Origin of the sequence: Lysinibacillus fusiformis, assembly GCF_003049525.1 — a bacterium.
Classification (GTDB): domain Bacteria; phylum Bacillota; class Bacilli; order Bacillales_A; family Planococcaceae; genus Lysinibacillus; species Lysinibacillus fusiformis.
Genome location: NZ_PYWL01000010.1, coordinates 34,185 through 48,032 on the forward strand (window position 1 = coordinate 34,185; position 13,848 = coordinate 48,032).

8 protein-coding genes are annotated in these 13,848 nt (G+C 37.4%); 5 read left to right on the top strand and 3 right to left on the bottom strand.

The annotated features are described in order from the left end of the window. Positions 1–89: 89 nt before the first annotated feature. Positions 90–1,256 carry an MFS transporter gene (locus C9J29_RS18490; protein ID WP_107922586.1) on the bottom strand — a complete coding sequence of 389 codons (1,167 nt, stop codon included), beginning with the start codon at positions 1,254–1,256 and terminating at the stop codon, positions 90–92. A 226-nt stretch (positions 1,257–1,482) separates the two neighbouring features. On the opposite strand from C9J29_RS18490, the gene C9J29_RS18495 reads away from it, so the two are divergent. From C9J29_RS18495 to C9J29_RS18515, 5 genes are all read left to right on the top strand, one after another. Continuing rightward, complete coding sequence (locus C9J29_RS18495; RefSeq protein WP_107922587.1) at positions 1,483–2,439, top strand: ABC transporter substrate-binding protein; 957 nt, start codon at positions 1,483–1,485, stop codon at positions 2,437–2,439. A 97-nt stretch (positions 2,440–2,536) separates the two neighbouring features. Beyond that, on the top strand, positions 2,537–4,165 hold the full coding sequence (locus C9J29_RS18500; protein ID WP_089986915.1) for an ABC transporter substrate-binding protein: 1,629 nt from the start codon (positions 2,537–2,539) through the stop codon (positions 4,163–4,165). A gap of 26 nt (positions 4,166–4,191) precedes the next feature. After that, entirely contained in the window at positions 4,192–5,379 is a 1,188-nt protein-coding gene (locus tag C9J29_RS18505) for a helix-turn-helix domain-containing protein (protein WP_089986914.1), read from the top strand. 45 nt (positions 5,380–5,424) lie between these two features. After that, entirely contained in the window at positions 5,425–6,417 is a 993-nt protein-coding gene (locus tag C9J29_RS18510; RefSeq protein WP_089986913.1) for an ABC transporter substrate-binding protein, read from the top strand. Beyond that, complete coding sequence (locus C9J29_RS18515) at positions 6,414–7,214, top strand: alpha/beta hydrolase (protein WP_107922588.1); 801 nt, start codon at positions 6,414–6,416, stop codon at positions 7,212–7,214. The genes C9J29_RS18510 and C9J29_RS18515 overlap by 4 nt, the downstream gene beginning before the upstream one ends. 50 nt (positions 7,215–7,264) lie before the next feature. On the opposite strand, the gene C9J29_RS18520 is transcribed toward C9J29_RS18515, so the two are convergent. Together C9J29_RS18520 and C9J29_RS18525 are read right to left on the bottom strand one after the other, a co-directional pair. Next, positions 7,265–11,617, bottom strand: coding sequence for an S-layer homology domain-containing protein (locus C9J29_RS18520; RefSeq protein ID WP_107922589.1), 4,353 nt, complete (start codon positions 11,615–11,617; stop codon positions 7,265–7,267). 447 nt (positions 11,618–12,064) lie between these two features. Continuing rightward, entirely contained in the window at positions 12,065–13,633 is a 1,569-nt protein-coding gene (locus C9J29_RS18525; protein WP_107922590.1) for a sensor domain-containing diguanylate cyclase, read from the bottom strand. Between the last annotated feature and the right edge of the window lie 215 nt (positions 13,634–13,848).

Below are 13,848 nucleotides of genomic sequence, written 5' to 3' on the forward strand. Positions count from 1 at the left end.
GAGTTCACCATCTCCTTAGCACTTCAATTGAGAATTATTATCATTAATTATCTAAAGTATAACCTAAGTCCAATCTTTAAGCTATGACATTATACCTCTTCATTCTGTTTTTCAACCAATGTACATACGAGTACTATACATAAAAAGAAAATAATCGCTCCAAAGCCATATGCAACTGAAAATCCACCAAAATACTCAATCAACCAGCCAGCTAAGCCTGGTCCTATCATTTGACCCACTGCATAAAAAATAGAAATAAAACCAATAGCCGATGCAACATTCTGAGGAGACACTTCTTGACTGGCTTTCATTTGTATTAACACCAGCACACCACCAAGTGATGATCCCCAAATTATAGAGGATACTATAAACCCTCTAATGTTAACTAACATAATAGGCAATAAATCTCCAACGACCGATAATAGTAATGCTATTATTAATGCCTTTTTAACACCCATTTTATCTGCTAGCATTCCCCAGAACGGTGCACCTCCAATCGAAACAATCCCTGCAATGGCATACACAGTACCTGCCGTTGCACTGGACATACCAAGATTCATCATATAGCTTGTTTGATATATATTTGGTATGAGATAGACAAGACCTACTGCAAAATAAATTCCTGCTATTATATACAGCCCTTTACTGCGCCATACCGCAATGTGTTCCTGTGTAATATCCTTTTTAGAAGTATGCGGTTGCTTTATGGTCCAAAAAGCCAGCAACATTACAATCACCGTCAAAAACGCGAATATTAGCCAAGTTCCACGCCAACCTGATACAGGAAAATGCTGTAGCATAAATGGTACGAGTAAACCGGATAATAGCATCCCAATACCAGCGCCGCTCATTAACAGCCCCATCACTATCCCTCGTTTCTTGGGATATAAACTAACAGCTATCGATAATAATGGTGTATACACAAGTGCACTTCCTGCTCCGACAAAAAACAGTGAAATAGCAGCCCACCCAAAATTAGTGACGAACACTAGACTCGTTAACCCTAAAACGACACAGCCCCCTCCTACTAATAGAACTTTTTTTGCACCAATACGCATTGTAAGTATTCCTGACATACCTACAGTAAATAAATAACCTAAAAATAATATCGTACCTAGAGAACCAGATTGAGAGGTTGTGAAGCTCATTTCTTCCTGCATAAAAGGCAAAATAATACCATATGACATACGAGCAAATCCTGTAGTCGTGACGATTAATAACATACCTGTTATGACGAACACCCAAAATTTTTTCATCCTTAAACCCCTTTCATTGTTGAATCATAGTGTAATAAAAGGTTAACTTTCTACCGATTAAAGGATGATAATACGGTCAAACGGATTTTAATTTCTGTCGTAAAACATCATCAATGCGATTTTTGGATAAACCTCAATGACCTATATTTAGTTTGTCCATTGTTCTAAGATAAGGTTTAAATTATGCTAACTTATGATAATGATTATCAATTACGGAGGAAAAGATATGAAAAAATTAAACCGACATATGCTCATTTGTAGCCTCTTACTACTGGTTGGAGTCCTATTGGCTGCTTGTGGTTCTAACAATGAAGAGACTAATCGAAAAGAGACAGCAACGGCAGAACCGACAACACGTATTTATAAGGATTATTTAGGTCATGAGGTAGAAATCCCTGTGAATCCTGAGAGAGTAGTTTATCATGGCGAAGGATACGGGGATGTGCTTGCATTAAATATCAAAACAGTTGGTGCAGGATTCTCATGGATTACTGATTATGCTTGGGAAGATCGTGTAAAAGATGTAGAGGACGTTGGTTTTCCGATTAATGTAGAGCAAACATTATCATTAAAGCCAGACCTTATTATTATTGGTACATCTGATGAAAAGACATATTCCCAGCTTTCTAAAATCGCTCCAACTATAGTGTTTGATACGTTCGCCCCATTGAACCAACGTTTAACGGAACTGGGCGATATACTTAATAAAAAAGAAGAAGCAGCTCAATGGATAGAGGATTATACTGATAAGGCGGATAAAATGTGGGAGTCGCTTGTGGCTGTTGGGACTGTTAAACCAGATGAAACTGCATCTGTATTAACATACTACCCAGGAGATCGATTATTTGTAATGGCACGTGCAGGGCTTTCTCAAGTTTTATACGATTCAAATGTTCTTAAGCCTGGTGATAAGATTCAAAAAATACTTGATGATGGAACAGGCTTTGCTGAAATCTCTACAGAGCTTCTTCCTGAATATGCTGGCGATCGAATTTTCATCCTAACGCCAGTAACTGATGAAGCGAAACAATCGACAAAAGAAATGATGGACAGCCCTATTTGGAAAAGCTTACCTGCAGTTAAAAATGGGCATGTATACACGATTGATATTCAGAAAAGTGATAGCGATGCCTCAACTAGAGAATGGTTATTAACAGAATTACCTACTATGTTAAAAAAATAGATTTAAAGAGACATTTCATCTTTGTTGAAATGTCTCTTTACTTTTTATACAATAAAGTTAATTGATAATCATTTTCATTTAGCAAGGACGTGAATAAATGGAAGACAATCATTCTTTTAGTCATAATTTATTATTTCATTTAGTAGATATTGACTGTATTTCACAGAGCTACCCTTTTATTTGCCCATCACACCATACGATGATACTTTTTACGGATGGCTGTGGGACATTAACGATAGATGACAATCCCTATTTGGTGACCAAAGGAAAGATTTTTCTTATACAACCTCATTCCATGATCGATTTATCGGCTCTAACAAATGAATTCTGTTTCTATAAAATAACCTTTACAGCTTTCCAGCTACAACAGGAGCTACCTTCTCCTTATCTAGGGCCTATTTTTTCTGCTGAAGTGGAGCATACCGTTTATCCGAATACACGGTTTATCCGTCTTACAGAAGATCTATATCAATTAAAGACCAAATCGGATTATTTTAAACAGCAAGGCGTTTTATATGAACTATTACATTTATTATTTGAACATCAGCTTCATAGAAATGTCCAATTAACTATGACGAAGGCAGTCGAGGAAACGATCAACTATATACATAAATATTATCAACAGCCTTTAACAGTTAAGATGCTAGCTGAACTTGCTCATATCGCCCAATGGCAATATAGTACAATCTTTCAAACTTTAACAGGGAAGAAGCCGCTAGATTATATTACAGAATTACGTCTTACAAACGCAAAGGAATTATTACTACAAACTAATGAGCCATTAAAGGATATTGCACAACAAGTTGGATTTGATGATGAATATTATTTTAATCGCCGCTTCCGACAGGTGATCGGTATTCCGCCAAAACAGTTTGCACGACAATATAGGCGACGAACAGTGGTAAAAGATTGGACTGGACATGAAGTCATGATCCCATCCGCCCCCCACCGGATTATTTATCACGGAGAAACGTTTGGGGATATGCTGATCTTTGATGTTCAGCCAATAGGCGGTGACAAGAAGTCTATAAGTAAATCCTTTTATAAAAACCATGTTCCTTCTATTCAAGATGTGGCCTTTCCCATTAATCTTGAAAAATCTTCGAAGCTAAATCCAGATTTAATTATCTTTACAAATAATGATGAGCAGCAATATCAAGCACTATCATCAATTGCTCCAACTATTACCTTAAATTCTTGGGATTCGTTAGAGGAACGCATCCTTCTATTAGGACAATGGCTTAGCCAACAACAACGAGCAGAAGATTGGCTAGCCCGCTATAAAGTCCAAGAAAAATCAATGTGGCAAAAGCTCCAATCAGTCATAGACCCGGGCGAAACAGCAACGGTCTTGACCTTTGATCATGGTAAACGCCTTTATGTCATGGGCTGTACAGGTCTATCCCCTGCTCTTTTTCATCCAGATGGATTTCAGCCTCACCAGCAAGTTAAAAAATTGCTTCAATCAGGCAATGGATATAAAGAAATACCGATAGATCACTTACCAAAGTATGTTGGTGATCGAATTTTCCTGCTCTTATCGGATAAACCCGACTCGCAAATGGCCACGATGGAATTAATGAATAGCGATATTTGGAAGGATCTCAAGGCTGTACAGAAAAACCACGTATATTTAGTAGATGCAACAAAGTGGAATTATAGCGATGCCTTTACGAGAGAAAAGTTACTTGGCGCATTACCGAGATTATTAATTACAACAAAGTAATATAAATTCAAGGGGTGACATTTTACATGAAAACAGAAAGTATGACAGATAGAATGACGACGCAAATATCATTAAAGGATATACGTGATTATATTGCTAAAAACCATCATCAGCCTCTCACGATTGAGCATCTCGCAATCATTTCTGGTCTAAGCTCTAGCTACTTTGGAGAGGCCTTTAAAAGGGCATTTGGGCTAAGTGCCACAGATTATTTAACAGAGCTGCGTATTGGACATGCCAAACAATTATTGCGTGATACCGACCTATTACTGCGTGATATTGCTAGAGAAGTTGGCTACAGTGACGAATTTTATTTTAGCCGTAAATTTAAAAAGGAGGTGGGGGTTTCACCTTCTGCTTTCAGTAAATTAGCGCGCCAGCGTATTTCTACCTTCTCTGTGTCTACTATCGGAAATTTATTAGCTCTTGGCATCATTCCCGTTGCGGCTCCACTGAATGCTAAATGGAGTCCTTATTATTACAATCATTATCAGGACAAAATCCAAGTGCATGTGAATATATTTGATGCAGAATCAGAGGATAATTTTAGAAAATTAGCCTCAGCCAAGCCTGATATTCATATTTTTCAAGAAGAGCCCTCTCTTTCCATGCTTGATTGGCTTCAAACAATTGGCATTAAAAGTGTTTATATAGAAGCTAAGGATTGGCGAACACAACTAAGAGAAATAGCCGTTGCTGTCAAAAGGCAAAGCGTGTGTGAGTATTTCATACAGTCCTACGAACAAAAGGTATTAGAGGCTAAGCAAGAAATTAAACAAGTGACCAAGGAAGATAGTTTTGCCGTTCTACGATTATGTGGCGATCAATTATTTTTATATTGCAATAAAGGGATTCAGGATGTCCTATTTACAGATTTGCAGCTCTACCCTATTGATGGGCAACAACAAACATGTAACGAGCTAATTACGCTTGATCAGTTAGTAGACATAAACCCAGATCGTTTACTATTTATCGTTTGTCCAGATTCTCAGACTCGAAATTATTGGCTTACTTTACAATACCTTGATCGTTGGAAAGAGCTCCAGGCTGTAAAAAATGGACATGTCTATGTTTTGCCATCAAATCCTTGGTTTGAATACTCTGCTATTGCGATAAATCGAATGCTAGATGAAATGTTGCTCATGTTTACCGGAAAAAATCCAAACTCTTTTCCTGTCCCCGTCCATGGTATCGTATCCGATAGTGAATTATAATTCCATTTGAGAATGATTATCAACGGAAGGAGACATTGAACTACAATGAAACACAATGGTCGTAATCAAGCGATTATAAAAGCTGTCTATATTCTGGCCACTTTAATGCTAGCTATTGGATTACTTTCTGCCTGCAATGCCCAATCAAGCAATAACGAAGAAAAGGTAGAAACACAGGTAAACTCAAACAATATTAAGGAGCAAAGAGCTTATCCATTAACCATAAAGGATGAGGCTGGCAATGAAGTAACATTACCAGCTAAGCCCACTAAAATATTCGCACCTGTTTTGGAGGATTCCTTACTAGCTCTTGGTATTAAGCCTACTATGCAATGGTCGAATGGCGTTAAACCGCAGCTCTATTTACAGGATCAGCTACAAGGTGTACCTGAAATTAGCTTTGCAAGCGGCCCCCCATCTCCTGAAACGATTATGGCAGATAAGCCAGACTTAATTGTTTTGCATAATTCGTTTTATATTGAAAATGGCACATATGAAAAATACGCAAAAATTGCACCAACCTATGTGTTCAAAAATGCAGCAACTGATATAAAAGGTTCAATTAAAGTGTTAGGGCAATTACTAGACGAGCCCGCTAAAGCACAGCAAGCTATACAGAATTATCAAGAAAAGGTTGATGTAGCAAAATCAAAGCTGGCTTCCAAAACGGAAGGCAAAAAAGTAGCGTTAATTCGCTTTAACGCCAAAGGGATGTTTTTCATGACAGATGAATATTTCAGTGGGTATGTATTAACACACGAATTAGGGTTCGAGCAAAGTAGCTACGTGAAAAATGGTGCGTTTGAAGTATCTTTGGAAATTCTACCTGAGCTAGATGCCGATTATATTTTCCTGATCAATGATGGCAATCTTGGAAATCCATTTATCAATGAACTGAAGGACAGTACTATCTGGCAAAGTACAGATGCCTTCAAAAGTAATCAGGTATTTGAAACATCTGAGGATTATTGGCTAAATGGTGGTATCCATGCACAAGGGAAAGTGATAGACGATGTATTGGAGTTTTTAGCGCCATGACAACAATGACAAAAAAACCATATGTATCAGAAACTTATTTTGAATATACCATGACATCCCACAACCAGTTAGACTATCGACTATTAATTGCAAACCCGACAGATGCACCACCAGCAGATGGTTATGCGGTTATTTATGTACTAGATGGAGATGCTCTTTTCCCAACGCTTGCAGAGGCGGTAAAATTACAAACGCGCAAACCAAAAGGCTATGAGCCCATTCTTGTTATTGGTATTGGCTATCCCTCTAAGGAACCCTTTGATATGGAACGACGCTGCAATGATTTTACCCTGCCTGTTAGTGACGGAAAGCTGCCAGCACGTCCAGATGGAACTCCTTGGCCACCAAACGGCAAAGCCAATGAGTTTCTAGACTTTATTGAACATGAACTAATGCCTGCTGTCGAAAAAGAATGGCCCATCAACAAAAAGAAACAAGCGGTTGTTGGTCATTCCTTAGGAGGTCTTTTCACACTATATGCTTTATGTGCAAGACCTCATTTATTCAGTCATATTGTAGCTGGCAGTCCCTCTGTTTGGTGGGCTGACAATGCGGTACTAAAAGTAATAGACCAATTTTCTGAAGATTGGAACGGTCAGCATGCTATTAATCTCTTACTCACAATCGGTGCTAACGAGTTGCCTGATATGTTAGAGGGAGCTGATTTAGCGGCTGAACGACTGAAGCGTTTAAGTGACCAAAACATTTATACTAATTATGTGAAGTTTGATGAGGAGGACCATGTGAGCGTCCTACCTTGTATGCTTGGTCGACTTCCACGATTTTTAGATACTTAACTAATCAAAAAGCCAAGTAGTTTTTACAAATCTACTTGGCTTTTTGATAATTATTGAATGGAAGGATCTTTATAACCAACCTTCGCATAGAACTTGTGGAAATTACCATATTTATCTTCTAATACAATTGTCACCCAGTCACCATTGAAGAATTTAGCTGGATGTGTAAGTTCTTTTGTAACACGAGCTACATTTGTCGCAACTGTTCCTGTTCCCTTTGATAAAGAACTGTTTGAACCATGTAAGACTGCTTGAATCACTTGTGCAGGAGTTCTACCTGTAATAACTGAAGCATCTGTTCCAGTAGTATCAGATAAATAATAATACTTCAATAATTCACCATTTTCATAGAATTGCGAATCAGAGCCAAGTAAATCAAATGTTGCCTGTACTTTTCTATCGTCGCCTGGTGAAGTCAAATAGGTTAGTTTTATTTCCATAAACTTCGCATCCAATGTTCTGTATAAATATTGGCCAGTATTGACAAACTTATGGCCTTCATAGCCTGGAATCATGAAGTCTCGAGTTTCCTCTTTCATTGTAACTTTTATCGTTTGATTTGCATCACTTAATGTTTTTGGTTTAATAATGAGCTTACTCTCTTTAGTGGTATCTGTCCCAACAGTATAAGTAACTGACTCGTATTTAGCTGTCACATCTACCTCATTACCATTGATATCCTTTGAGGTAATTGTCAAAATATCTGCTAAATCAACACCTGGATTTTCAAGTTTGGACTTACCATTTTCATCTCGCATTATTGTTTCATTAAACGTGATTGTAAATGTATCATCGCTATTACGATAGATAAGTCCTGGGTATTGTTTATTGTCCATTGGAGAAACCATTCCAATGCTTGGTGGTGTACCATCCGAATAGAAGTTATGCTTCATCAAGCCATCAGATGTTCGATCATGGTCATTATATGAATCATTCGCCTTATAGATTGTGAAATTGCCAGGAGTGTCCTCTACACCTACATAAACGACATATTCTGTATGTGGTTTAAGGGATACACCTCTCGCATCCAATGTCCCTGAAAGACCTTTCCCAATTTTTTCAACCGATGGGCTAGCTTTAAGTTTTGATTCTAAATATTTTTCATCTGCGGGTGCAGTTAGATTGGCATCCGGATTATCAATTAGATTGCCATCCTTATCTTTAATTCTTCTTTCAACAAACCAGTAATGAACTTTTGCTGTTTCATTTGTTTCGAAGCTAATAGTAGCCTTTGTATCATCTTTTTCTTTTGCTTTAATCTCTATATTACGTAGTAAAGGAGCTTTAGTATCTTCAAATACTGTCTTAGGACCCGCGATTTTAGAAAGTTCTCCACCACGATCTCTTAGCACCATATAAATAGTATAACTATTAAACGGATCAAGTTTATTTTGTTCAATAGAGACAGGGAATTTTTGTGTAGCTGTTTCCAAATCTGCAGTACCTGAACCTCGTTGGATATAAATATCCTTTCCACCAATCTGGAAATAACCAGATTTACTAGAATCATTCCCAAATTCATTAATAAAGTCACGTTCTGTAATTTTATGATCTGTTAAATATTGTTGGAAAGTCTTCGTTTCACCATTATCTACTACTGTACTTGGTAGTATCATATAATAATATGTCCCGGCCTTATTCGGTTTAAATTCGATTTCAGCTCGTCGGAAACCATCAGATTCATCTGTTTTATTAATTGTATTTACAATTGTTACTACTGGCATTACAGTATCTTCATGTCTATACTCAGCATAATTACGAATAGGGTCACCTGGCTTCACCGTATTCGTGTTTTCAAATGCATTATCTGCTAAGTCTTTGACACCTGGTAAAACCGTTACACGTAATGTATCACCATTAACAAAACCTGTATCAGATGGAATTGTTAATAATACTTTTTTATCCCCTGCTTTATACTCAACAGCTGAAGGTTTAATTCCTTTTTCTCCAGTTACATTTACAATAACTGTACCCGTTAATAAGTAATTATTAATATCGTTAGCACTTGCAGGATCTAATGCCTCACTCACAGTCAATTCAAACTGATTATTGCTCTTTCTAACTAATTTACCTTGTTCAACATATGGATTAATATTATCAAGCTCACCAGTTTTAAAATCCTTTACAACAGCAGGATCTACAGAGTAGTTTCCTGAATCGTCCTTCATTACGACATAGAGCTGATAATCTGTCTCCGGATCAAGTCCTGTTAAGATTCCAGTTATGCCAAGTTCACCAGCTTTTGCTTTCCCTTGACCTGTTGGGTTAGCGACGATGTCTGCCGTTGTCGGGTCAGCTGCTGTTGTTTTCTTACGAACATAGTAGTAATAATCTCCAGGTTCACTTGCTGCAAATTTGAATTCAGCTCTTGTGCCTCCGTGTAAAGGTGTAACTTGTAAAGATTTCACTACTGGCGGTGATGCATCTTTCATCTGGAATGATTGTGACACAATATCAGATGCATTTTTCGAGCCGTCTACCACCATGATGTAGATGACATATTCTTTTTTCTCACCTAGATTGGATACTTTAACGGAGTTTGTACCTTTTACAGCGGCACCACTTCCATAAGCTACGTTTTCATTTGAAAGGTGATTAACCATTTCACGTTTATTTGGTACTTCGGCACCTTTTTCACGGACAATATAATAGTACGTACCGACTTCATCGGATGTGAAGTCCGCCTGAATCTCACTGCCATTTAGCACTTTGACATTTGTAATGCTAACGATAGGTTTTGTTTTATCATCAGGGTTTTGATTCTCGTTTTCATCTTTATCAATTGGTTTGCCATCTGGATCAGTAATACTGCCTATATTATCTTTATCATCAAGGAAATCGTCGAAGATATTATTCGGTGAACCATCCTTAGGTAAGATGACCTTATCGATATACGTATAATCTCCAATATCGATTTTACCGTATAAATTATCCACAAATAATGTGCCAATTCGACCGTAGATATATAATTCAAGATCTGTGCGGCTATTGTAGTTGATCCAATCAATATTTCCTGAACCATAAATTGTTAGCGGTGTTTCTGTAGTAAGATTTAACGTACCAATATAGCCTTCAATTTCAAATTCGCGCACACTTCCTATAATGTCTACACGTGGTAATTTCATATTGGATTCGATTTTTGTACCTGTTTGAGATACTACTAGTCTCGAAACAGTACTGTTATAAAATTCAAGATGCTTTTCAACATTTTTCATTTCCTGTTTTTCGTTAGACCAGTTGACAAAAGGCTTATCTTTTTCAGGTTTTTGATTCGTCCAATTCTGAAGATCGTTTGTTGAATTGTTAATAGATGAATCCTCACCCTTAGTATTATCAGGATCTGACCAGTTGATAAATGATATATTGTTACTTGCCACACGTCCAATTGATAAAGGCTGATTATAAGTAGTAGCCCCTAAATGTAATGGTGGACGAACTGTTTCATTGACAAACATAGTACCAGTCATCTTCAGATTATTAAATTCAATATAATTACCATTAACTTCGATAGTAGCACCTAATGAACCTTGATCCCCATCGAAATCAAGGAAATCCTTGCTTGTACCACTAGCATTTATAGTTAATTTAGAAATGGATAGAATCTTCTTACTAGAAAGAGTCCCTTCAATATATGCACCCTTTAAAACTGGAGCATTATAGTCGTTAAAAATATGTGAAAGGTTTTCTGCTTTATAAGCCTTCCCATTTATATAAACGGCATCATCATCGACACTTGTAATTTTGTAAGATGTTTCATTATTTTTCTTTTCTTGTGAACGGACAACAAAAGAAGCAAATTGTCCACGATTTACAGGATCAAACGGTGAAAATGTTACAGGTGTCGTTCCTTCCGTAATGTTCAAATCGATTAGTGTTTGAATATAGATTGCATTGCTTGATTTGCTATCTACATCTTTAAAAATGTTGTTGTAACTAGGAGAAACCTCCAGATGGAATGCTAACACTAATATTTTAGCTAATTCGCCGCGAGTCATTACTTCATTGGGCATAAATGTGCCATTTGAATAACCAGACATAATGCCTGCATTTTGCAGTGCCGCTACAGATTTATAAAAATCGCTCCCCTTCGGAACATCTTTATAATAAGGGTCTTGGACATTTCTAGTATCCAATTTTAATGCAGTAGCCAGCATTTTTGCTACTTGTCCACGAGTTACATTGACATCTGGACGGAAGGTATTATCGGCAAACCCGTTAATTACGCCCTGAGAATACAATTTTAATATATCGTTATAATGAACCGAGTATTGATCTATGTCTGTAAAGGGAGAAGTAGCCGCTGCCGCCTTTTGTGGTGAAGGTACTACAACAGCAATCCCACTTGAAGCAAATACTGTTGCTATCAAGGCTTTATTTACTTTTTGGATTTTAGATTTATCCATTCCACTCTTCCTTTCACTTATGTATTTTGATACGTACAAATATCATTTTCATCATACCCTTTATATCGACCAAGAGCAGGCGAATCTTCATAGATAAATGTAAAATAGTCCAGTAAATTTATTGATAAATATAGCACTACGAGACTACTCGTACAGCCAAAAACTTCTATCGCATTTTACAACAACAAAAAAAGCCAAGGAGCATCGGTGCTCACTTGACTTTCACGATATATAGGCATACATCTAGTCGTACTTGTGATGTCATAAGGGAAAGGGGGATAACCTTACGTCTTGTCAAGTCGATCGAGAGATGTGACCCGAATTACATATCATTTGAACATAGTTAATGGTCATTTGGCGAATGACTTACAAATAGCTTGCCCAAATGATGTTTCCATTAATCAATTACCCCAAAAATCAAAAATATAAGCTTATTTTAATTAATTTTTACTTTATTTTTTGTACGGCAATCTTAACTTGATTTCGTCCAGCTTGTTTCGCCTCATATAAGGCTCCATCAGCCGCTTCAATTAACGCCTCTGTTGTAGCAGCCATTTCTGGATATAGGGCTATCCCTGCTGATAATGTTACGGGTCTACCACATGGACTTTCCGTTTCAGCCAATTTTCCCCTCAATTGTTCCGCCACTTGCTCCGCCTCTTTGGCAGTTGTATTCGGCAGAAGCATCACAAATTCCTCGCCACCATAACGACAGCATACATCCCCTTCTCGCCCTACAGATTGCATATGTTTGGCTAAAAACTGCAGGACTTTATCACCAACAGCATGACCAAATGTGTCGTTCACGCTTTTAAAGTGATCTAAATCTAGCAAAATAATGGCATGAGGCACCTTATTTTCTAACCACTCCTCCAGCATAGCATCCATCGTTCGTCGATTGGTAACACCCGTCAATGGATCTACGGTTGATTGATCCTTGAAAAATGTAACCTGTCCATGTAAAAACGATAGACTTCGAATTAAGACATTCTTCAACGAATGGGCTTCAAAGTACCAGTCACTGACTGACTTTAAGCCTTCTACATTTTTCTTATCTAGACTTTCTTCTGTTAACGTCGCTAATTGTTGTAAAGGATTAGCAATGCGAGTCGCTGCCCAAAGCACAATAACAATTGAAACAATCATAAGCGGTACAGATTTAATAATAACTTCTTGTACTCTATCGAATGAAGGTGCCAGTGCTACTTCTAAAGGCTTTTGGGCGACAACTCCCCAACCTGTGGAAGGCACTGTACTAAAACCGGCAAGCATTTTCACTCCTTTTGTGTTGTCAACGATTTGAATCCCACTCTTACCGGACATCACAGCCTGAACGACTTTATTTTTTGTGACAACATCATTGATACGGCTTGGGTCCTGATGATAGATCACACGTCCATCTGAATCTACAACATATACGTAGGAGCCATCCTTACTATAATGTTCACCTAATAACGTTTTAAAGGCGTTTGGTTCTTTTAGATAAATTGTTCCCGCTACCATCCCTAAGTACTCGTTAGATGCCGAAAAGATAGGTTGGGATATAAAAATAATGAGGCGTCCTGTCATCGCCTCGTAAGGCTTAGAAACTAGTGGTATTTTTTTGGCTAATGCCTCTTGTGCGCCAAGAGAAGTTAAAACCTCACCTTTAATTTCAATGGAGGGTGGTGATACAGATAAAACAAGCCCCTTTGCATTTGTTATGATTACTGAATTGAACATTTCATTTTGTAATCTTAGACGGTCTGTTTCTCTATTTAAAATTTGCTCATCATCCAAATTTTCACTCACTTGATTGGCGCTATAACTTAAAATTTGAAAGGCTTCATGAAGATAGGCGTCTGCTGTTGAAGCCAATTTCTGTGCATACACTCGATTTGTTTCAAGTGTATTTTCCTTTATGGAGTCAACATTCATTCTGTATCCGCCCCAAACACTTCCTATGCTTGTAAAGAAGAATGCAGCCATAGCTACTCCCATAATTAAATGCTTTAATTTTAACTGATGTGATTTCATTACTTCCCACCTATATATGTTAGTATGTTTATAATTTTTAACAATTAGTGCCTATTATAAGCAACAGCACTTCAATAGAAAAGGAATCTTCTGAAGAGACTCCTTCCGTTAAACGCTAGAACATATCTCTAGGATTGTATCAATAAAGAGGGTTGAATAATATGGCTATCCAGTAAACTTTCTCTTTCCAATAAGCTCTTTATTTCTCACTGAAT

Coding starts and splice junctions, on each gene's coding strand:
- C9J29_RS18490 (WP_107922586.1), bottom strand. CDS start 1,256: ATGAAAAAATTTTGGGTGTTCGTCATAACAGGTATGTTATTAATCGTC.
- C9J29_RS18495 (WP_107922587.1), top strand. CDS start 1,483: ATGAAAAAATTAAACCGACATATGCTCATTTGTAGCCTCTTACTACTG.
- C9J29_RS18500 (WP_089986915.1), top strand. CDS start 2,537: ATGGAAGACAATCATTCTTTTAGTCATAATTTATTATTTCATTTAGTA.
- C9J29_RS18505 (WP_089986914.1), top strand. CDS start 4,192: ATGAAAACAGAAAGTATGACAGATAGAATGACGACGCAAATATCATTA.
- C9J29_RS18510 (WP_089986913.1), top strand. CDS start 5,425: ATGAAACACAATGGTCGTAATCAAGCGATTATAAAAGCTGTCTATATT.
- C9J29_RS18515 (WP_107922588.1), top strand. CDS start 6,414: ATGACAACAATGACAAAAAAACCATATGTATCAGAAACTTATTTTGAA.
- C9J29_RS18520 (WP_107922589.1), bottom strand. CDS start 11,617: ATGGATAAATCTAAAATCCAAAAAGTAAATAAAGCCTTGATAGCAACA.
- C9J29_RS18525 (WP_107922590.1), bottom strand. CDS start 13,633: ATGAAATCACATCAGTTAAAATTAAAGCATTTAATTATGGGAGTAGCT.